The organism is Cohnella nanjingensis (assembly GCF_014212125.1).
Lineage (GTDB): Bacteria > Bacillota > Bacilli > Paenibacillales > Paenibacillaceae > Cohnella > Cohnella nanjingensis.
Genome location: NZ_JACJVP010000032.1, coordinates 1 through 21,536 on the forward strand (window position 1 = coordinate 1; position 21,536 = coordinate 21,536).

13 protein-coding genes and 4 pseudogenes are annotated in these 21,536 nt (G+C 56.9%); 10 read left to right on the forward strand and 7 right to left on the reverse strand.

Translation table 11 applies throughout. The features are described 5' to 3' along the window. Window positions 1-252: pseudogene (locus tag H7C19_RS19705) on the forward strand (4-hydroxybenzoate synthetase); the annotation flags it as partial. A 69-nt stretch (window positions 253-321) separates the two neighbouring features. On the opposite strand, the gene H7C19_RS19710 reads toward H7C19_RS19705, so the two are convergent. Continuing rightward, window positions 322-1,098 carry a stalk domain-containing protein gene (locus H7C19_RS19710; protein ID WP_185670770.1) on the reverse strand — a complete coding sequence of 259 codons (777 nt, stop codon included), beginning with the start codon at window positions 1,096-1,098 and terminating at the stop codon, window positions 322-324. Between the two features lie 153 nt (window positions 1,099-1,251). Between H7C19_RS19710 and H7C19_RS19715 the strand changes: the two genes are divergently transcribed. The 5 genes from H7C19_RS19715 (at window position 1,252) to H7C19_RS19735 (ending at window position 11,168) form a co-directional block, all read left to right on the forward strand. Then, window positions 1,252-3,261, forward strand: a complete 2,010-nt coding sequence (locus H7C19_RS19715; protein WP_185670771.1) for an S-layer homology domain-containing protein — start codon at window positions 1,252-1,254, stop codon at window positions 3,259-3,261. Between the two features lie 5 nt (window positions 3,262-3,266). Then, on the forward strand, window positions 3,267-5,042 hold the full coding sequence (locus H7C19_RS19720) for a DUF2207 domain-containing protein (RefSeq protein WP_246469629.1): 1,776 nt from the start codon (window positions 3,267-3,269) through the stop codon (window positions 5,040-5,042). Between the two features lie 45 nt (window positions 5,043-5,087). Further along, window positions 5,088-5,636, forward strand: a complete 549-nt coding sequence (locus tag H7C19_RS19725) for a LemA family protein (RefSeq protein WP_185670773.1) — start codon at window positions 5,088-5,090, stop codon at window positions 5,634-5,636. A gap of 169 nt (window positions 5,637-5,805) precedes the next feature. Further along, window positions 5,806-7,686, forward strand: coding sequence for an S-layer homology domain-containing protein (locus H7C19_RS19730; RefSeq protein WP_185670774.1), 1,881 nt, complete (start codon window positions 5,806-5,808; stop codon window positions 7,684-7,686). A 176-nt stretch (window positions 7,687-7,862) separates the two neighbouring features. Continuing rightward, window positions 7,863-11,168 (forward strand): ATP-binding protein, encoded by a 3,306-nt coding sequence (locus H7C19_RS19735; protein WP_221469350.1) that lies wholly within the window; start codon window positions 7,863-7,865, stop codon window positions 11,166-11,168. A gap of 39 nt (window positions 11,169-11,207) precedes the next feature. Here the strand turns inward: H7C19_RS19735 and H7C19_RS19740 are convergent. From H7C19_RS19740 to H7C19_RS19760, 6 genes and pseudogenes are all read right to left on the reverse strand, one after another. After that, window positions 11,208-11,554 (reverse strand): annotated as a pseudogene (locus tag H7C19_RS19740) (response regulator); the annotation flags it as partial. A gap of 55 nt (window positions 11,555-11,609) precedes the next feature. Beyond that, window positions 11,610-12,014 carry a hypothetical protein gene (locus H7C19_RS19745; RefSeq protein WP_185670776.1) on the reverse strand — a complete coding sequence of 135 codons (405 nt, stop codon included), beginning with the start codon at window positions 12,012-12,014 and terminating at the stop codon, window positions 11,610-11,612. Continuing rightward, the gene (locus H7C19_RS35745) at window positions 11,998-12,525 is read right to left on the reverse strand and encodes a DUF6220 domain-containing protein (RefSeq protein WP_246469630.1); all 528 of its coding nucleotides are present in this window, start codon (window positions 12,523-12,525) and stop codon (window positions 11,998-12,000) included. The genes H7C19_RS19745 and H7C19_RS35745 overlap by 17 nt, the downstream gene beginning before the upstream one ends. Window positions 12,526-12,544: 19 nt before the next feature. Continuing rightward, complete coding sequence (locus H7C19_RS34900; RefSeq protein WP_313731838.1) at window positions 12,545-12,787, reverse strand: sensor histidine kinase; 243 nt, start codon at window positions 12,785-12,787, stop codon at window positions 12,545-12,547. Window positions 12,788-12,818: 31 nt separating this feature from the next. Continuing rightward, window positions 12,819-13,910: a HAMP domain-containing protein gene (locus H7C19_RS19755; RefSeq protein ID WP_246469616.1), complete on the reverse strand. Its 1,092-nt coding sequence runs from the start codon at window positions 13,908-13,910 to the stop codon at window positions 12,819-12,821. Beyond that, window positions 13,907-14,593, reverse strand: a complete 687-nt coding sequence (locus H7C19_RS19760) for a response regulator (protein WP_185670778.1) — start codon at window positions 14,591-14,593, stop codon at window positions 13,907-13,909. The genes H7C19_RS19755 and H7C19_RS19760 overlap by 4 nt, the downstream gene beginning before the upstream one ends. Window positions 14,594-14,804: 211 nt before the next feature. Between H7C19_RS19760 and H7C19_RS19765 the strand changes: the two are divergent. The 4 genes and pseudogenes from H7C19_RS19765 to H7C19_RS19775 form a co-directional block, all read left to right on the forward strand. Then, a pseudogene (locus H7C19_RS19765) lies at window positions 14,805-15,017 on the forward strand (TetR/AcrR family transcriptional regulator); the annotation flags it as partial. Between the two features lie 19 nt (window positions 15,018-15,036). Next, the gene (locus H7C19_RS19770) at window positions 15,037-15,405 is read left to right on the forward strand and encodes a DUF4180 domain-containing protein (protein ID WP_185670779.1); all 369 of its coding nucleotides are present in this window, start codon (window positions 15,037-15,039) and stop codon (window positions 15,403-15,405) included. An 84-nt stretch (window positions 15,406-15,489) separates the two neighbouring features. Beyond that, a pseudogene (locus H7C19_RS34905) lies at window positions 15,490-15,630 on the forward strand (SUMF1/EgtB/PvdO family nonheme iron enzyme); the annotation flags it as partial. Between the two features lie 215 nt (window positions 15,631-15,845). Further along, on the forward strand, window positions 15,846-21,404 hold the full coding sequence (locus H7C19_RS19775) for an S-layer homology domain-containing protein (protein WP_185670780.1): 5,559 nt from the start codon (window positions 15,846-15,848) through the stop codon (window positions 21,402-21,404). The last annotated feature ends 132 nt before the right edge of the window (window positions 21,405-21,536 follow it).

Below are 21,536 nucleotides of genomic sequence, written 5' to 3' on the forward strand. Positions count from 1 at the left end.
GGGATTGGAAAAGCAATCAGCGCAATGGGTTTGCAGACGTTCAGAAAAGTGCTTGATTCCGGGGCGAAGAATGGGGAAGAAGCGGTCGATCTGTTCCAAAAACCGATCCGGCTTCGTTTTCCGGAGCTGCGCGATAAAGTGCCTTATAAAAAATACTCGATTTATTTCGGACCTGAGCCGGGAATTCAGCTGCTTGAATATTTTAATCCGAATGTCGTCAGACACCTTTTAACCAATCTTTCAGAGGGATGAATCATGGGTGACAGAGCAAAATACGGCCTTAATCCCGAATTCCGTGGGACTAAGGCCGTTTCGTTTTGGTTAGCGAGGATTCGACGGCGCCGAGGGCTGAAGCCCGTCGGATTGACCCGTTGATGCCGGAATGGCTGCCGTCGTCACGTAGCTGTCCTTCAAAACATAGAGAAGCGGTTTCTCGGCTTGATTTTCGGCATCGAAGGCCGATACGAAGGCATATTGGCTGCCTTGCAGATTTACATCCAACTCGGTTACCTTATCGGCCTCGAGACTGAATTCCTCCGTCAACTGCTGATTGTTGCCGTTCAGCACCCTGATCTTCATCGACGAGGGGGAATACAGAATCAGATGCAAAGTATTGTATTTTTTGCCGAAGTTGAATTTCAAGTAGGGCGATCCCTCATACCAACCCAACCCCACGTTTTCCGCCGTAAAGGCGTAAGCTCCGTTAAACTGGCGATCTCCGAAAACGAGTTGCTTTTTGTCGATCACATCGTAAAATTTCTCGCTCCAATTATCCACTTTCACGTCTTTGGAATACAACGTGAGGTTGCTGCTCTCGCGCAATCCGACGGTTTGCGTGGCGGCGTCCCATGTAATCGGTATGTCAAAGGCTTTGGCTATGGCTCGAAGAGGCAAATACGTCGTTCCGTTATACGAGATCGCTTGCACTTCCTTGCCGTTGTCGTCGAGCGGGCGCCAGGCCTTGCCATCCAGACGGTATTTGATCCCCGAGTTGAGGTACGCTTTGATCTCGGTAAGATTGCTGGCGGCGAACGCTCCGGTCGAAAGCGAGAAAAGGGCGGTGACGACGAGCAACAGAATCACGCGTGTTTTCTTCATCAATAATTTTCCTCCACGGTTCATGATCGATCCATCGAGAAGGAGCATAACAGTATAAACGCTTCAAAAGCGTTTCAAAAAACGGGCGTCGGGCGGGGAAACGCTTTTGAAGCGCTCGCTGCCTTAAAATCGTTCAGAAAGGAGGGCTTTGGGATGTCTTCTTCCAGACAAAAATTCGGGATCGTTATCTTGACGGCCCTGATTTCCGTTTCGGTTCTAAGCCCCTTTCCTGCCGCGGCGGCCGAAGCGCCTAAATTTACGATCGATCCGAGCCTCACGATCAACGATCTCTTGATCAAAAACCCCCCTCCCGTACTCGGCAATCCGACTGCGCAGGTCCGGTGGAAGTCCCCTATAGAAAATCCGACTACTTCCCCGGTAATCGGCAAAGACGGAACCATCTACTTGGGCGGAGGCAACAAGGTTTTTGCGTTTCTTCCGGATGGCGGTAAAAAATGGGAATCGGATCTGGGAGGATTCGCGAGCGGCACGCCCGCCCTGGGGACTGACGGAACGCTCTACGTGGGCGTCATCAAGTTGGATGCGATCGCATTAAAAGCATATTCATACGTTTACAGCATCGATCCGGACGGAGAAAAGTTATGGGAATTTCCCATGGGCGTTTTAAAAAAGATCTGGATCCCGGATCTCAGCCCGGCGATCGGGGCCGACGGCACGATCTATGCAGGAGGCGCAGACAGCGGGAATCTGTATGCGCTTCAACCGGACGGATCGCAGAAATGGAACTATCACGCCGAAGGCGTCACGATGAGTCCCCCTTCCGTTGGAGGGGACGGGACGATTTATGCCGGAACGACGAATGGACTTCTATATGCCTTCAAGCCGAACGGCGGCGTGAAATGGACTTTTTCGACATCTAATCCTATTTATGAACATCCCGTGATCGGAGCCGACGGGACGATCTACGTCGAGTCATATTCAAAAGATTCGGGAGCCGTTCTTTTTGCCGTTAATCCGGACCATTCGAAGAAGTGGAGCCGCGACCGCCATGTGTACGCCACCCCGGCCATAGCAGCGGACGGTACGGTTTATATCGGAAGCGTTGACGGGGTGCTTGGTTTCGATGCCGATGGAAACGAAAAATGGAAGTTCAATCCCGGAAGCAGGGTACATCAGACGCCGGCGATCGGACGGGATGGCACGATCTACGCCGGAAGCGATAACGACGTTTTCTATGCGGTCCATCCGGATGGAACCGTAAAGTGGCAATATGCCGCCGGAGGCGTTGGAGTTTTCGCTCCTGTCGTCGGGAGCGACGGCACGGTCTACAAGTCGTTATCGACTTCCTTGGTCGCTCTCGGCACCGTCGGGGCAAGCACCGTAAGTTTGAATAAAAAGACGACCAGCCTTCAGGCGGGAGCCAGCGAAGCGTTAACGGCAACAGTTGTCCCCGAGGAAGCGGTGGACAAACGGATCCGGTGGAACAGCAGCGACATTGCAGTGGCGACGGTGGACGGCATGGGAAAAGTGACGGGTATCGCACCGGGCACGGCGAAAATAACGGCTACGACCGTAGATGGAGGTTTTATCGCCACTTGCGACGTAACCGTAACCCCCGCAATGAACGACAATCCGCCCGCTCCACCAAACGATGCGGCGAACCTGAAGGACATCGCGGGGCACAAACGGGAAGCGGAAATCGCCAAAGCGGTATCGCTTGGTATCGTATTCGGTTATCCGGACGGCACATTCCGGCCCGACGGGAACGTTACTCGCGCGGAATTTGCAAGCATGCTCGTCAGAGGGCTGTCCTCGGAGGCGGAAGGTGCGCCGCTCGTCTTCAAGGATAAGGGTCAAATCGGGGCTTGGGCGGCGAAGGCAGTGGGGCAGGCGGTGAAGCTTGGCATCATCCATGGGTATGAGGACGGCACGTTCCGGCCCAATGCGAACATTACCCATGCGGAAATGATCTCGATGGTCATTCGCGCCTCCGGCCTCGCAACGGACAATGCGCCGCAGACCGGCTTCTCCGACGATGCGGACATTCCGAAATGGGCGAAGCCCGACGTTTCCAAAGCCGAGGAAACCGGCATCGTCAAAACCGGAGATTTCCCGGGCGGCAAATTCGCGCCGCAAGCGCTGTCCACCCGCGCGGAAGCCGCGTCGTCCCTCGTCCGCATGCTGAAGGTTCGAAAATCGTGAAGAGGATGGCTATCTCCCGTTACATCGTAACGAGTCTTGCCAGTCTGCTGCTTCTCATTCTGTTAGCCCATCCTGTTCGTGCCGGCGATCGGTCGTTCGAAATTACGGATGTCGACATCCAGGCCCAAATCGATGCGGAAGGCCATATGCGCGTGACCGAACAGGATACGTACCGATTCCACGGGGCCTATAACGGCGTCCTCGTGCAGTTGGATTCTTCCGGTTCGGATGGCATCGGGGACTTCCAAGCCTACGAGATCAAGGAACAGCAGGAAATGCCGCTCAAGGTCGACAAATCCGGAAAAGGCAACCGTTTGCAGTACAAAGTGTACGACCAAGCCAATGAAGAAACGAAAATGTTCAAATTTGTTTATACGTTCAAAAATGTCGTGCAAGTTTACGCGGATACCGCCGAGCTGTATTGGAAATTTTTCGATAAGACGAATCCGAGCGACCTCGGTGCGGTACGTATTCGCGTCGACCTGCCGGGCGGCTTGATGAAGGACGAGATATCGGCGTTCGGACACGGTCCGCTCTCGGGGACGGTAAATATCGCCGAGGACGGCACCGTCGAGTACCAGGTTAGCCCTCTGCAGTCCGGACAGCTGCTGGAAGCGCGCGTGCTGTTTCCCGGTAGTTACGTCCCGGGCAGCACCAAAATCAAGAATACGCCGATGTTGGACCGAATCAAGCAGGAGGAGCTGAAGTGGGCGGATGACGCGAATGGCAAGCGGGCAACGCACGGGAGTTCGCTCCCGCGATCTCTTGTCTATGCCATCGCTCTCCTTGTCTTCAATTTGGGGCTTATCGTATTTCTGTACTTCAAATTCGATAAGGAACGGAAGCCGGACTGGAACGGCACCTATTATCGCGAGCTTCCCGCCGACGTGACGCCGGCGGTCGTGAGCTATTTGATGGATTTCAAAATTCAAACCCGCGATATGTTGGCCACGCTGATCGATCTGGTTCGCAAAAAACGCGTCGAGATCCAGGTTGTCAAGGAACCCGGCGGTCTGTTCCGGAAAGAAAAGACGGATTACCGGTTCCAACTGATCGACGAACGAACCGACGGATTGAAGCAGCACGAGACGTTTTTGATTCATTGGTTTTTCAAACAACTTGGCCCGAACAACGAAGTATCTCTCTCGGACATTCGCCAATACGTCAAGAAAAAGGCGAACGCCCGTATCTTTGCCCGGCAGTTGGCCGATTGGAAAGCCGCGGCTATCGGAGAGGCCAAGCAAACGGGGTATTTCGAAACATCCAATCCGGGTCAGAAGCTCGCCGTCTTCGTGTTTGTCGCCCAATTTTTCGCCCTGTTGTTCCTCGTACCCGCAGACTATAAATGGCTGGCATTCTTAACGATCCCTCTCTTTTTATATGGGCTTAAAATCAAACGTCGAACGAAGACCGGCGCGACCGAGCGGGCGAAGTGGAGGGCGTTTCAGCGGTTTTTAGCCGATTACAGCCGAATGGAATCCAGGGAACCGATGGCCGTTCATCTGTGGGAGCACTATTTCGTTTATGCGATACCGCTAGGCGTGGCGAAAAAAATGACCGCGATGGCCCATATCGACATCCGGCAGGGGAGCAGCAGCACCGATTCCTTCTACTGGATGGCATCGGACGCGGCTTTTCATCGGCATTTTGACCATTTCGCGGAATCTTTCGACAAGACCATATCCGCCGCGCAGAGTAACGCCTCATCGAGAGGATCGGGCGGCGGCTTCTCTTCAGGAGGCGGCGGAGGCGGCGGAGGAGGGGGTCGGGGCGCATTTTAAGGCGCTTGCTCCCATGTCATTCATTTGAATACGGGGGGAACTGAGATGGTCGGATATATTGTCCTCGGAATCGTTGTCATCTTATTGCTGTGGTTGATTCTCACCTATAACCGTCTCATCTTGCTGAAAAACCGGGTCCGCAACAATTGGTCGCAGGTGGATGTCGTTTTGAAAAACCGTTTCGACCTCATCCCTAATTTGATAGAAACAGTGAAGGGTTACGCGGCGCACGAAAAAGAGGCGTTCACCCGCGTCAGCGAGCTGAGAACGCAATACGCTGCCGCCGGCTCGGTAGAGGACAAAGCGGCGGTGAGCGGCGAAATATCCGGACTCATGAGCAGATTGTTGATGGTGGCGGAAAGCTACCCCGAGTTGAAAGCGAACGAAAACTTCCTCTATTTGAAGCAGCAGCTGTCCGCGATCGAGGATAAAATCCGCTTCGCGAGGCAGTTTTATAACGACACCGTGGAAGCCTACAATACCGCGATCATGAGTTTCCCGGCCAACCTGCTTGCCGGCCTGTTTAACTTCAAACAGGAACGGTTCTTTCAGATCGACGAAGCGGAAAAGAGCGGACCGCAAGTCAAATTTTGAAGGATCCTTTTTTTACGGATAAGAAAGGGGTTTCCCTATGGTTGATAAGAAATCGCTTTATGCTGTTTTCTCTGCTGCCCTGCTGCTGGCTTTTCTCACACCGCTTCAATCCGCTAAGGCGCTTGATCTTCAGTTCAATCCGGACTTTCGGATTGAGGCGAACCCGATCTTGAACACAAACCTGTTTTTGCCAAGTTCAAACGGCGTGGAGCGGTGGGCGTTCGAAGCCGGCGGAGATATCAGCTGGTCCTCGCCTGCAATCGGGCAGGACGGCACGGTGTATGTCGGATCTACGGACGGGAAGCTCTATGCGGTCGATCAAAAGGGAAAGAAGAAGTGGGATTTCGCGACGAAAGATAAAGTGTATGCTTCGCCGACGATCAGCGCGGACGGCACCGTGTTTGTCGGCTCCGGCGCTACGCTATATGCGATTTATCCTGACGGAAAGCTGAAGTGGTCGTTCGATGCGGAAGGCGTCATCTATTCCGAACCGGCTATTGGGGCGGACGGAACCGTCTATTTCGCATGCGAAGATGGGAAGCTCTACGCGCTCAAGGCGGACGGCACGAAGAGGTGGGCGTTCGCAACCGGAGGCGGAATGAGTGTCAATCCCGCTCTTGATTCGAACGGCAACATCTACGTCGGTTCACGCGATAAGAAGCTCTATGCGATCAAACCGAACGGAACGAAGAAATGGGAATTGACGACAATCAATGAAGTGAAATCCACGCCGGCGATCGGCGCGGACGGCACCGTCTATATCGCTTCCGGTGCCGAGAGAATGTATGCGGTCAAACCGGACGGCACGGTGAAATGGGAATTTTCATTGGATAAAAAGCTGTACGGAGGCAATGTTTATTCCTCGCCTGCGATCGGCGCGGACGGCACCATCTATGTGGGATCGGGCGGCTCAGGCATATATGCAATCAAGCCCGACGGAACGAAGAAGTGGAAATTCGATTCGGATGGCATTTTGGTAGCCACGCCTGCCATCGGCGCGGACGGCACCATTTACGTGGGTTCGGCCGATTCGAAGCTCTATGCGATTAAACCGGACGGCACGAAGAAATGGGAGTTCAAAACCAATGGCCAGATCGTCGCCGCATCGGCGGTCGGCCCGGACGGCGCGGTCTATATCGGTTCCGGCGACCGCAAATTATATGCCATCGGCATGGTAGCCGTGAACGGAGTAAACCTGAACAAAACCGTGTTTAAATTGGACGCCGGGCAAAGCGAGACGCTGCAGGCGACAGTTGCCCCGGGCAATGCATCCAATCAAGACATCCTATGGTCGAGCAGCGACGATCGCATCGCCCAAGTAGACGTTGCAGGCAAAGTGACGGGCATGGGGCCAGGCACGGCTACGATTACGGCGACGTCGGAGGATGGAGGCTACTACAAATCAAGCGTCGTGACGGTAACCGCCGCAAAGGACGCCCCTCCTCCTGCGCCGGAAAACGATCCCCCCGCCGCGGCAACCCCTCCCCCCGCTTCGCCATCGGATGCGGCGGACCTGACGGACATTGCGGGGCACAAGCGGGAGGCGGAAATCGCCAAAGCGGTATCGCTCGGCATCGTATTCGGTTATCCGGACGGCACATTCCGGCCCGACGGGAACGTTACCCGCGCCGAATTCGCCAGCATGCTCGTCAGAGGGCTGTCCCCGGGGGAGGAAGGAGCGACGCTCGCCTTCAAGGATAAGGATCAAATCGGGGCCTGGGCGGTAAAGGCAGTTCGGCAAGCGGTGAAGCTTGGCATCATCCATGGGTATGAAGACGGTACGTTCCGGCCCAATGCGAACATCACCCATGCGGAAATGATCTCGATGGTCATCCGCGCCTCCGGCCTCGCAACGGACAATGCGCCGCAGACCGGCTTCTCCGACGATGCGGACATTCCGAAATGGGCGAAGCCAGCCGTTTCCAAAGCCGAGGAAACCGGCATCGTCAAAACCGGAGATTTCCCGGGAGGCAAATTCGCGCCGCTGGCGATGTCCACCCGCGCGGAAGCCGCGTCGTCCCTCGTCCGCATGCTGGAGGTTCGAAAATAGAGGATACGGCGATATCGATTCCGTTAAGATCCTTTGACCTCGTCAAAGGATCTTATTTTTTTGCCGGGCTTGTCGAAAGGGATTTCCGCGCAATAAGCGAATACAATTGACAACGATCCGATTGACGATTGGAGGGGAGCCGTTTGGCAGGCTGCAGTTTTCGGCTGTTAGGCAGTTTGAAAATCACCCTCGACGGCGAAGACCTATCGGAAATCCCCGGCAAAAAAGCCGCGCTGTTGTTGGCGTACTTGATTCTCGCTTTTGACGCGCCTCCAAGCAGAAGGCAGATCGCTTTTCATTTCTGGCCCGACTCCACCGAGAAGCAAGCGTTGTCCAATTTGCGTAAGCTTCTTCACGATCTTCGGGAATCCGTTCCGAGAATCGACCGTTATCTGAAGATTACGCCCGCATCCATCCGCCTGGATCGTGAACTGCCCTTCGATTCGGACGTGCGCGAATTCGAACAGGCGGCGCGAGGAACAACGGTTACTGAGCTGCGCAGAGCGGAAGAGCTATACGGAGGAGAGCTGCTGCCCGGGTTCGGCGAGGAGTGGCTCGCGGCGAAGCGGGAGCAGTTGGCGCAAACGTACTTGACCGCGCTCGACAAGCTCGTTTCGATTTTGGAACGTCAGCGGGAGTACGCATCGGCTCTGTTTTTTGCGCAAAAGCAGCTTGTGCATGACCCGTTAAGGGAGAAAACGTATCGCACGGCGATGCGGCTGCACGCCTTGAACAACGATACGGCCGGCGTCGCGCAAATTTATCGGAAGCTGCACGTTGTTCTGCAAGCCGAACTCGGTATCGGCCCTTCCGAGGAGACGCTGCATTTGTTTGAAAGACTGACGAAAAACGGGAGCGGGATTACATCGGCCTTGCCAAGCCAAACCCCGCTGATCGGCAGAATCGGCGAATGGGAAAGCATGCTTGGCGCCTGGAGGCAAATCGCGGCCGGCGGAAACGCCCTGCTTCTATTGAAGGGGGAGGCGGGAATCGGCAAAACCCGACTGGCCCTGGAGTTTAAGGCATGCATGGAAAGCTTGGGGATTCAAACCGCCTTTGCCGGCTGCTATCCGTCGGTCAGGTCGCTATCCTATACGCCGGTAACGAACTGGCTTCGGAGCCTCCCGCTGCCGAAGCTCGGTTCGGTGTGGCTGTCCGAACTGGCGCGTCTGCTTCCCGAACTGTCGGAGCGGTATCCGGACTTGCCGAAGCCGTCTCCGATTCAAGAGAAATGGCAGTTGAACCAATGGTACGAAGCGATCGAACGGATGCTGCTGGCGAGCGGGCCGCTGATGCTTCTCCTTGACGATATCCAGTGGAGCGACGAAGAGACGCTTCAACTCCTCTCCTATCTTATACGGAGCGACTCCAAAGCCAAACTGCTCGTGGTGGCGACGATGAGAACGGACGAGGATGCGAGCGTTGCCGTCGCGCATGCGATGGGCGAGCTTCGGTCCGAACGAAAGCTGGCCGAAATCGAGCTGGCTCCGCTTAGCCGGGACGAAACGAACCGCCTGGCGGCCGCAACGGTAGGCGATACGCTGGCGGACCGCCATTCCTCGGCATTATTCGCGGAAACCGGCGGCAATCCGCTGTTTATTGTGGAAACGTTGCGGGAATGGCAAATGAGCGGGGACAGTGGCGAATTCCGTCTGTCGCCCGTGGCGAAATCCATGATCGAGAATCGGTTGAATAGGCTGTCGCCGGTCAATCGCCAGCTTGTATCGATCATCGCCGCCGTCGGAAGGCCCGTCTCCGCGGCGCAATTGACGATGGTAACGGACGTGGAGGAGGAAGCGATTCTTGCGCGCACGGAGCAGTTGGTGCAATTGAAGGTCTTGCAGGAGGCGGGGGACGGGAAATACGGCTTTACCCATGACATCGTCAAAGAAACCGCGTACAAGCTGAACAATGAGAGCAGGCGGCGCAGGTGTCACAGTCAAATCGCGAAAGGTCTGCTCGCCTATCACCGCGGGCGGATCGAAGCGGTTGCCGGGGAAATCGCCTTTCACTACGAGCTTGCGGGGATGGAACGGGAGGCCATCGCCTACTATGAAATGGCCGCGACGGCGGCGGAGAAGATCTATGCCAACGAGACGAGAATCCGTTATTACCGGAAGTTGTTCGGCCTGCTGCCTCCCGAACAGACTTTGCCCGTTCTGATGAAGCTCGGCGACGCTTTGATCGTGACTGGAGACTGGAACGAAGCGGAGAACGCTTACAAGCAATGGCTTGAGCGTTACGGATACTTGGTTACGATCAATGAGCGGTCCTATTGCGATGTCGCGCTCGGCAACTGCTTGCGCATGATGGGCAAATACGAGGAAGCCGGACTCCATCTGGAACGGGCGTCCTACCACTTCAAGCTGACGGAGAACGATGACGGACTTAGTTTCGCATACGGAACGCTCGGTATTTTGTATTACTTTATGGCGAGCTACGACAAGTCGCTTCGATACTTCATGGACAGAATGGAATTGTCTCGTACCGGAAATCAAACGCAAGACGATGTCCGGTTCCTCGGCATGATCGGCTTCTTGCATTACGACCAATGCGAGTACGACAAAGCGATTTATTGGTTCCAGAGACAAATCGGTCTAGCCACGGAAATCCGGGACTCGTTTTTCGTCGGAGAAGCAATGGGCGGACTGACTTTGGTTTATTTTGAAACGGACGATATGGATCTCGCGTACGACCGCATCGTCGAGAAGCTGGAGATCGGCAAGTCGGTCGGGGCGCGAATGGGCTTCGCCATGGGGCTAGGCATGTTGGGCAAATATTATCATCTGCTCGGTTCCCGCCTGCTAGCGGAACAATGCATCGCCTTCTGCCTTGAAGAAGCGGTGCGCATTCAGGATTGGCATATTGCCGCCGTCGTGCTCGGCATCGAAGGCTGCAATCTGATGGAGCAGCATCGTTATGAGGAAGCCGGCCGGTGGATCGAACTGTCGGCGCGGTTAACCCAGAAGCTTCGCATCCCTTTCTTCGAAAGCGAGGCGTTCTATTTCACGAGCCTGCTAAAGGAGCGGCAGAATCAAATCGAAGGCGCCGCGGAGGCTGCCGAAGAGGCGCTGAAGCTCGCCATTCGGCTCAAACGGCGGGACTTGCAGGTCAAGCTTCTTGTGCAATTGCTGCATCTAAAGACGGGCTTGGGACGGATCAGCCCCGGCGAAGCGATGGATGAGCTGCAACGTATGGCGGAACAATTCGCCGGCGAGCAGGAACTGGCCGCCATTCGCTTTGCGATGTGGCGGCTGGAATCCGACTCGCCCGTACATCGGACTGCAGCGTACTCCTTGAACGAATCGCTGTACCGGAAGTCGGGCAAACAGGAATATTTCGGCCGTTTGCGCGAACTTGGCGGCTTCAACCCAATCATCGCAGCACGCCCGTTACCGAAGCTCGCGGCCGAGGCCGTGCAGCAGAACCAAATTTCACCGAACCTATTGGAGGGTATCGATCGTTTTTTATTGCGCGATTGATTCGGAATTATACGCCTATGCGGAAACGCCCCATTCGTGCCGCTCCGCCGGCACGATTTCGAGGTCGCGGTACCGCAGCGATTCGCTTTCCGCCTCCTCGTTGGCGCGGTTGGCTTGTGCCAGCCGCCGCATGATCGAACGGATGCGCGCCAGCACCTCGCGAAGGTCGAAGGGCTTGGTGATATAATCGTCCGCGCCGAACTCCAGGCCGAGGACCTTGTCCGTGATGTCGTTTTTGGCCGTGATCATCAGAATCGGAATGTTCCGCTCCAACGGTCACCATTTTGCAGATGTCCAGACCGCCTTATGTCAGGAAGCATCCAATCGAGCAGCAGCAGATCCGGCCGGAAGCGCTCCATCTCGCGAATACCGGTCGCGCCGGTGGAGGCAATCCGACCTTCCCGAATCGAAACGAACGGCGAATGCCGCGCGTGAAGCCGATCAGCGCTTTCTCGCCCGCAACGCGGCGGTTGCCAGCAGCCCGGAAATGCAGCCCCAAATCGCGTTGGTGGCGAGGACGGCGATGATCGCGAACGGGTGGCGGAGCGGGCCTTGAAGCTCGCCGGTCAGGATCGGCGAGAGGATGCCGCTCAGCACGATCGCAAGGACGCCGTAGGCGATACCCGTGAGCGTCAGCGTCACGACGGGCTGGGGAACCCGCGCGACGATCGCGGCGACGATCCAGACGATCGTGATGATGACGGTCATGCCGATGGAGGCGACGGGTTTGCCGATTTGCTCCGACAAGCCCGTGATGCTCATGATCGGCCTCAGGCAAGCGAAGGCGGCAAGTCCGATAATAAGCAGCAGCTGGCGGCTATCAACGGGTTTAGCGGAAGGTTGCATGGTTCGCACCCCCTTCCTTTGTCGCAAGCAAGAAGCTCCGTCTCGCTTGCGTGGCGACATGGACCGACAGCACGAAGAGCAAGGCGGCGATGACGGGATGGAAGGCGCCGGCACCGGGAAAATGCGCGGTAAAGTACTGCGCGAAGATCAGCAAAAACATGCCGGCGCACATCCAGCGCAGCGTCTGCGGCAGCCGTCCCGGAAAAGCCAGAATCAGCATGATCAGCGGAACAAACTCGATCACGCGGACGAATATCCCGTGATCCCGCCAACGAAGCGAGTCGACGAATATCGCCCATGCCCGCCAAAAACACCTGCACCAGCACGCCGACTGCGAACAAATACGCCAATAACGTAAAACCGATGGCGAATATGGCGGCTCCTCTTGTTCTCTTGGTCGAATGATCGGACAATCGAATCCCTCCTGCCCTTCGATCTTAACAGCGCCATGTTGTGAACATGTTGCGATCGCTTGGCGAAGGCATGAAATTGATCTTCGATCGTCAATCAGGGCGTCGGGGACATCGCGGTCAGTTTGCCGATTTCTCCTGGGGGTCGTAAGGCAGCTGTACGCGAAACGTCGCGCCCGCCCCGACCCGGCTCGACGCGTCGATCGAGCCGCCGTGTGCCAGCACGTACGCTTTCGCGATGGCGAGGCCCAGTCCCGCGCCGCCGTCATGTCTCGTCCGAGCGCCGTCCGCCCGGTAGAAGCGGTCGAAAAGATGCGGCAGGTGCTCGGGCGCGATACCCGGCCCGTTGTCCGTCACCGTCACCTGCAGCCCCTTGCGTTCACGGTCCGCGGCCTTATCTTCCTCGACGTCGACGCGGACTGCCGCCCGCCGGCGTATAGCGAATCGCGTTGACGATCAGGTTCAAAAAAACTTGCGTCAGCCGGTGCGGGTCGGCGTGGATCGTCGCGCGGTCTGTCCGGCTTTCGAGGTTCAACTCGATCCGCTTGTCCGCGGCGTCGTCCGACACGTGGTCCAGAATGCGCTGCAGCAGCGCGCGCACATCGGTCGGCTGCCGCTCCAGCGGGAGCTTTTTCGATTCCGCCAGCGAGAGCTGCTGCAGATCGTCGACGAGGCGCGTCAGACGGAGCAGCTCGTCCTGCAGGGGCAACAGTGTCTCGGGCGTAACGGGCTTCCCGTTTTGCTGCGCCAGATCGAGCTTGCCCTGCAGGATGGCGAGCGGCGTTCGCAGCTCGTGCGCGACGTCCGCGACGAGATGCCGCCGGACCGCCTCGGCTTCCCGCAGCTGCGCGGACATCCCGTTAAACGCGGTCGCGACTTTGCCATACTCGTCCGTCGTCGTGACGGGGACCGCAATGCCGAGCTCTCCGTTCCCCAAGCGATCGATCGCGGGAAGGAGCCGCCGCAAGGGGGCCGTCAGCCAGCGGGAAATGCCAAAGGCGGCAAGCAGCGCGACAAGCACAAGGGCGATCGCGGCGCCGGCCAGCAAGAAGCCGACGGAAACCGCAATGCCGATCTGAATTTTGCGGAGTACGGCCGTTTCGGGATCGTAATAATACATATAACCGATCGTTTGGCCGTCGTCGCGGATCTTTCGCTGCAGGCCGAGCCGGGTGATCATTCGCGGGTCGGCCTCCGCGTCCGAATAAAGGCTCGCACGATCGGCGGACAAGAGGACGATGCGCACCTCGGTTTGCTGTGACTTCAGCCGGTCGATCCGCGCGCGGGCGCCGCTCCAGCTTCCGCCTTCATCCGTATAAGAGCGCTGAAGCTCCGCCTCCCATCGGTCGAGCGTCTCGCCTTTGGTCGAATCGATGATGGCGGCGAGCGAATGGCGAACGACGAGGTTGGTCGCCAAGACGAACAACAGACTCATCGCGACGGCGAGCGCCGCCATGGCGACGAAGAGCTTGCGGCCGACGTTCATTCGCGCTTACCGAAGCGGTAGCCGAAGCCGAACACCGTTTCAATATAGGATGGTTGGGCGGGATTGTCCTCGAGTTTACGCCGGATGCGGCTGATGTGGGCGTCCACCGTCCGCTCGTCGTTCAGGATGTCTTCGCTTAAGGCGGACTGGAGCAGTTGAAGTCTGCTGTAGACGATGCCGGGCTTGGCGGCCAGCGTCAGCAGCAGCATGAACTCGGTCGGCGTCAGGTCGACCTCTTCCCCGCGTTTCCATACGCGGCGCTGCGCTTCCGAGATCGACAGCTCGCCGCGCTCGATCGTCCGCGGCTCGACCTCCCGTCCTTCGATGCGCCTGAGTACGGAGCGGATCCGCGCCGCCAGCTCCCGCAGGGAGAACGGCTTGGTCAAATAGTCGTCCGCGCCCATCTCCAGCCCCACGATTTTGTCGCTTTCTTCCGTGCGGGCCGTCACCATGATGATGCCCATGGGGCCCATTCGTCGCAGCTCCCCGCACACTTCGATGCCGCTCTTGTCCGGCAGCATCCAGTCGAGCACGACAAGCGACGGCCGTTCGCGCGCGGCGACCCGGATCGCTTCGGGACCGGTGGCCGCCGTGACGATGCGGAAGCCTTCCTCGGCCAGGAAAGGCGCCATAAACTCAATCACGCCGGGCTCGTCGTCGACGAGCAGCAAGGTGCGTGTCATCCCATCCTCTCCTTGTCTGGTCGCGGTTTCTCTTATTGTAAACGGAAATCGCGGGAAACGGACAATCTCCCGTCATTTTCACGCCGTCCGCAACGAATCGTCAACGGATCGCAACAACTTGCCGTCATCCGCCGCGAAAACGCAAGGAAGAGAAATTCGTCCCCTTTCCGCATGGTATAATGAAGAACGGCAAGGGAAACATGCGTTCAAAGATCTTCACGGCATAGCCAAGATTATGGATTACGGCAACATGACGGGACAGATGTCCGTAGAAGATTCCCAAAGCGCGGCCTTTGGGCTGCTGGCGATGGTCGTCGGTCTAAACTTCTTTAGAGTAGCGAACATTCCGCCCATACGGGGCGAGGACAACCGGTACATCGCAGAGGAATATGTGAAAAGGATCACCGAAGCGCGACAAGGATAAGCAGACTAGGAGGGTCATGATGAATATAACGAAGGTGGAAACAGTCGGTGGGCCGATTGTCGTCGTAAGCAGCAGCGAGATATTAATAGCGGATGTTCAATCGGCATTGGATCTGATGGCAACCGTACGATATGAAGCGGACTGCGACCGTATCGTGATCGGCAAATCCTTGCTGAGCGAAAGCTTTTTCGATTTGAAAACGCGCCTTGCGGGCGAAATCCTGCAGAAGTTTATTAATTATCGGGTAAAGCTTGCTATTGTCGGCGATTTTTCTGCGTATGGAAGCCGGAGTCTTCGAGATTTCATTTACGAATGCAACAACGGTACCGATTTCTTTTTCTTGCCGACCGAACAACAAGCGATTGAAAAGCTAAGCATGTTGAAGTAGAAGAAGGAACGGGAGGAAGTTCGGTGTCCGATGCGCGGTTTGATCCTACGGAATATCCCATGATGAACATTCCGGCAGGCTGCGAACGCGTACGGCTACTATAGAATTTTCCGCGGCGGCAGCTGGGCGGAAGAAGCCAGGGGCTTCGGGGCGACGTGCCGCCGCCGCAGTCATCCTACGTTTCGAATCGATGATCTCGGCTTTCGGCTGGCCAGGTCCCAGTAATGCAGGCGCAAAATAAAAATTTTAGTCGAACGACAAGAACCGCGAAGGCTTCATGCTGCGCGGTTTTTGTTGTTTTTGTCCATTTTCTTTCATATTTCTTTTATTGGTCGCGAGTAGATTAAGAATGGATGAACATGAAGTTCCGGAGGTTGACGTCCTTGGCGCTTCTAAACCATTTCGATCCGCCAAACCAATAGCTGGAAAGGAGCAAGAAAATGCGCAGCGCAAGAAGAAAAGCCATCCCGTTGTTGTTAGCCCTTATCGTGATCGTCGGTGCCATTCCCGGGGGGATGCTCGGATACGGCAAGGCTTTCGCGGCAAATGAATTTACAGGAGACGGTACGTCCAGCAACCCCTATCTCATCCATACAGGATCTCAACTGAACAAGATCAGGGGGGAATACTTGGATGCTAGCCTCTACTTCAAGCTGACGGCCAATATTGACCTAAGCGGCTTCGCAGGCGGCACCGGCTGGGTTCCGATCGGGACTTGGGATCATCCTTTTATAGGCCATTTGGACGGCAATGGATACAAGATATCGGGTTTAAAGATAGCGGACAGTTCGAGAGATTACGCCGGGCTATTCGGTTATGTTGGAGGCGGCGGCTATATCGCGAACGTCAAAATGGAAAAGGCGAATATAGACGGAGGCAATTGGTTGGGAAGTCTGGTCGCCATGAACGATGGAGGAACAATCGAAAACAGCTCCGCTTCGGGAAGCCTGACCGGAACGAAAGGCGTAGGCGGCTTGGTTGGCAGCAACAGGGGGATCCTGCGCAACAGCTATGCAGCAGGAAGCGTGAACGGCTCCGAGAGTGCAGGGGGGCTGGCCGGGATCAACGGGGGAACGATCCTCGATAGCGCAGCAACCGTAGACGTGAGCGGATCTCTGCATGCGGGGGGCTTGGTGGGCTGGCAATCGCAAGATGGAGCAACCATCAGCAATAGCCATGCCGACGGCCGCGTGAGCGGATCGGAGAATGTAGGCGGCTTGGTAGGGTGGAATTATAAAGGCGTCATTGCCGACGTCAGCAGCGCCGCAGGAACGGTAAGCGGCATCGATGCGATGAAATATGTAGGCGGACTGGTTGGTTACAACGAGTACGGATCCATCAGCGACAGCAACGCTTCGGGGAGCGTGACCGGCAAGATCGAAGTCGGCGGCTTGATCGGTTACGACTATCGGGGAAACATCAGCAACGACTATGCGTCGGGAACGGTAACGGGCCTTAGCGGCAGCACCAATATCGGCGGCTTAGTAGGCGATACCGACTATGGAACGATTACGAGAAGCTACGCATCCGGCAAGGTAAAGGGAAGTGCCGATACCCCCTATGCGGGCGGCTTGATCGGCTATAGCTTGGCCGCAACCGTCAGCGACAGCTATGCTACGGGAGATGTAGCCGGATATAGCGCGGGCGGGCTGCTGGGAAGCAGCGATAACGGAGAAGTGCACAGCAGTTACGCAACGGGCAATGTAATCGGCACGGTAACGGTCGGGGGCTTGGTCGGTTGGAACGTGATGGGGCCGATCAGCGACAGCTATGCCGCAGGGAAAGCGAACGGAACAAAAAACGTAGGCGGCTTAGTCGGTTGGAACGTGAACGGCCCGATCAGCAACAGCTACGCCATCGGGAAAGTGAGCGCTGCAAGCGACGTCGGCGGCTTGGTCGGGTTTAGCTATGCGAATACGGTCGTCAACAGCTTTTATGATTTTGCCGCAACCGGGCAATCCGCCTCTATCGGAGGGGTAGGCAAGCCAACATCGGAGATGCGGCAGCAAAGCACGTTTGAAGCGGATCAAGCCAATCGTTGGGACTTTGCGAACCGATGGGCGATCGACCCCGATCGGAATGGCGGATATCCCTATTTGCGAGAAATCCAGGTTTATTTAGATTATGACGGCAATGGCCACGATGGCGGGACGGTCCCGTCCAGTTCGTCTTACATGCCGGGATCCATTGTCAGGATCGGCACGGGGACCCAACTAACGAAGGCAGGATACGCGAGCGACGGCTGGAACACGAAATCAGACGGAACCGGCACGAAGTATCGGCCAGGGGATCCTTATCCCATCTCGGCTACGACTACGCTATTCGCCAACTGGGTGCTGCCCGGCCCGACTGCGGCCATAACGTCCACGATGGGAACCGTCAGCACCGGAGGCACGGCGAATGAGACGATATCCGATATTCCGATCGGTACGACCGTGGCGGCGTTAAAGGCCGCGATTACGCCGACCGCGGGTGCCGCTTTTGAAATTTACGAATCGGACGGAACGACCGTAGCCGCGACATTGGCGACAGGTCATAAATTGATCGTAACCGCCTCCGATGGAAGCGCGCGGACGACGTATACCGTGACCGTCCGAAAGCCCTCAAGCGAGGCTACGCTGACGTCCGCGTTAGGCACCGTTAGCGCGGGCGGAACAGCCAATGAGACCCTTGCGGATATTCCTTACGGCACGTCGCTGGTTACGTTAATCCAAGCGATCACGCCGGCAGCCGGCGCGTCGTTCGATGTGTACGATGCGGATGAAGCGACATTGGCGACGAATCTGACCAGGGGCAGCAAGGTGATCGTCACGGCGGAGGATGGCGCGACGAAAGTCGTTTATGCCTTGCGATTCGTAGCGAACACGGCGGCTACCCTGACTTCGACCCTCGGTACGGTGAGCGCGGGAGGAACGGCGAACGAAACGTTCGTTGTACCTTACGCGACGACGTTGACCGCTTTGAAAGCAGCCGTTACGCCTGCGGATGGCGCGACGTTCGAAGTGTACGATGCGGACGGCGCTACGGTGGCGACAACGCTGGCGACGGGCCATAAGGTGATCGTTACTTCGGAGGACGGGAGTCATAAAGTCACTTATACCGTTACGATCGCTCCGAATACGGATGCTACGGTTACATCCGCGATCGGGATCGTCAGTACGGGCGGGACGGCGACCGAGACGATCACCCGCGTGCCCTTCGGGACGACGTTAGCGGCATTCAAGGCGGCGATTACGCCGGCGGCGGGCGCGACTTTTCAAATCTACAACAGCAATGAAACGACAGTATCGACATCGCTGGCCTCCGGGAGGAAGGTCATCGTCATCGCGCAGGATGGCGTTACAAGGGTCGTTTATCGCGTATACGTCGATCCGAACGCGGATGCGACGATAACCTCTTCGGTCGGCACCGTCAGCGCCGGAGGAACGGCGAACGAGTCGATTACGGTTCCGTACGGCACTACGCTGACTGCGTTAAATAACGCGATAAGGCCGGCCCCGGGCGCGGGATACGTCATTTACGATGCGGACGGAACGACCGTAGCCACCACGCTGGCTACGGGGTCCAAAGTGATCGTTACCGCGCAGGACATGGGAACCAAAGTGACTTATACCGTCACGATCGCGACGAACAGCGCCAAAGCGATCACTTCGTTCAGGCTGGCCGAGCAGACCGCCAACGCCGTCATCAACGCGGGCGCGCACACCGTATCGATAAGAGTGGCAAACGGAACGAACTTGAACGGATTGGTGGCCACCTTCGCCCTTTCTCCAGGCGCTTCGGCAACGGTCGGTTCCGTCGTGCAAGAAAGCGGCAGGACCGCGAACGATTTCACGGGCGCGGTAACCTATGTAGTCAAGGCCGAGGATAACAGCGTACAAAATTGGACGGTCACCGTGACCGCCGCGGCAAGCAGCGCGAAAGAGATCGCGTCATTTAGCTTTGCAGAGCAAACAAGAGCGGCAACCATCAATACGAGCGACCGCACGGTCTCGATTGAAGTGCAGAACGGAACGAGCCTGAACGGACTTGTTGCTTCGTTCACTCTGTCTGCGGGAGCCTCGGCGAAGGTGGGCGGAGCGGCTCAGATTAGCGGCACGACCGCCAACAACTTCGCGGGCGCAGTCTATTACACCGTAACCGCAGCGGATAATAGCACGCAGACCTGGAGGATTACGGTGACCGTTGCGGCGAACTCGGCCGCGACGCTGACGTCGGCGATCGGAACCGTAAGCGTAGGAGGAACGCCGAACGAGACGATCGCAAACATTCCGTATGGCACATCGCTAGCAGCGTTGAAGGCGGCTATCACGCCGGCGACAGGCGCGACGTTCGACGTGTACGAGGCGGATGGCGCCACGGTGGCGGCGGATCTCGCCTCGGGCTACAAGGTGATCGTCACCGCGCAAGACGGAACCACGAATGTGACGTATACGATCACCGTAAATGCCGCTCCGCCAAGCGGAGCCGCGACGCTGACGTCCGCCCTGGGCATCGTGAGTGTAGGGGGCACAGTCTACGAGACGATCGCAAACATTCCGTATGGCACATCGCTAGCTTCGTTGAAGGCGGCCATTGTACCGGCGGCAGGCGCGACGTTCGACGTGTACGAGGCGGATGGCGCCACGGTGGCGGCGGATCTGGCTACGGGTTACAAGGTGATCGTCACCGCGCAAGACGGAACCACGAAAGTGACGTACACGATCACCGTAAACGCCGCTCCGCCAAGCGGAGCCGCGACGCTGACGTCTACGATCGGAACCGTAAGCGTAGGAGGTACGCCGAACGAGACGATCACAAACATCCCGTATGGCACATCGCTAGCTTCGTTGAAGGCGGCCATTGTACCGGCGGCAGGCGCGACGTTCGACGTGTACACGGCGGATGGCATCACGGTGGCGGCGGATCTGGCTACGGGTTACAAGGTAATCGTCACCGCGCAAGACGGAACCACGAAAGCGACGTATACGATCACCGTAAATGCAGCTCCGCCAACATCCGGAGGTCCCTCAGTCCCCGACTATCCGAAAGTAGTCTCGACGAATGGCAGGCTTCATCTGCGCGTCGGCGAAGAGGGCGAAGTCAGCTTGGAGCAGGAAATTATCGTCTCCATCCCGGCGAATGCGACGGACAAAGAATTAAGGATTACCATCGAAAAAATCGCGAATACGGGCAGCTTGCTGGCGAAAGACGACGTTCTCGCGACCGCGATCTTCGAGATTCTCAAAAATAGCCCGGACTTCTTCGCCAAGCAGGTAACTTTGACTTTCAAGTTCGACCCGGCAAGCTTGAAAAGCTACCAAAGGGCAGCTATTTTCTACTACGACGAAGAGAAGAAGAGTTGGGTAGAGATCATCGGCAGCAAGGTCAATGGCCGTTATATTTCCGTTACGGTCAATCACTTTACGAAGTTTGCCGTATTCGCGGTAGGGCAAGCGCCGGATCAGCCGACGGATACCGATCCTGCGTTCAAGTTGAACGACATTGCGGGACACTGGGCGGAGCCCGCGATTCTGCAAGCGGCGAGCCGGGGGATTGTCACGGGTTATCCGGACGGAACCTTCAAGCCGAACCATATCGTAACCCGCGCGGAATTTACGGTTATGCTGGTCAAACTGCTCAAGCCGCAGGGATCGGACGCAGCGCTGACGTTCTCCGATGCTTCCAAGATAGGCGCTTGGGCGAAAAGCGCCGTGGCGCAAGCCGTGTTGGCCGGCTACATCAAAGGCTATGAGGACGGAACCTTCCGTCCGGATGAAGCTATAACGCGCGCCGAGATGACGGTGATGATCAAGAACGCGCTGCAGATGTCCGCGGATTCGTCGGAGGCAACCGGCTTTGCGGACGAGAAGAGCATCCCATCGTGGGCGAAGGAAGCGGTGACGGCGCTGAGAAAGCTAGGTTATATTCAAGGAAACGAGTCGAATCAATTCCATCCGAACGACAAGACGACGAGAGCGGAAGCCGTATCGGTATTGCTGAGATTGTCGCCGCAATAGTTCGATCGGCAGGCGGTAGTGCCAAAGGTTATTCTTTGACCGGACGAACGTCCGGTTAAGGAATAACCTTTTTTTATCTTCGATCGTATCGTTCCGGTTCATCACCGCTGTCTACAGAGGTTCCCCGATCCC

Coding starts and splice junctions, on each gene's coding strand:
- H7C19_RS19710 (WP_185670770.1), bottom strand. CDS start 1,098: ATGAAGAAAACACGCGTGATTCTGTTGCTCGTCGTCACCGCCCTTTTC.
- H7C19_RS19715 (WP_185670771.1), top strand. CDS start 1,252: ATGTCTTCTTCCAGACAAAAATTCGGGATCGTTATCTTGACGGCCCTG.
- H7C19_RS19720 (WP_246469629.1), top strand. CDS start 3,267: ATGGCTATCTCCCGTTACATCGTAACGAGTCTTGCCAGTCTGCTGCTT.
- H7C19_RS19725 (WP_185670773.1), top strand. CDS start 5,088: ATGGTCGGATATATTGTCCTCGGAATCGTTGTCATCTTATTGCTGTGG.
- H7C19_RS19745 (WP_185670776.1), bottom strand. CDS start 12,014: ATGCAACCTTCCGCTAAACCCGTTGATAGCCGCCAGCTGCTGCTTATT.
- H7C19_RS19755 (WP_246469616.1), bottom strand. CDS start 13,910: ATGAACGTCGGCCGCAAGCTCTTCGTCGCCATGGCGGCGCTCGCCGTC.
- H7C19_RS19760 (WP_185670778.1), bottom strand. CDS start 14,593: ATGACACGCACCTTGCTGCTCGTCGACGACGAGCCCGGCGTGATTGAG.
- H7C19_RS19770 (WP_185670779.1), top strand. CDS start 15,037: ATGAATATAACGAAGGTGGAAACAGTCGGTGGGCCGATTGTCGTCGTA.
- H7C19_RS19775 (WP_185670780.1), top strand. CDS start 15,846: ATGCGCAGCGCAAGAAGAAAAGCCATCCCGTTGTTGTTAGCCCTTATC.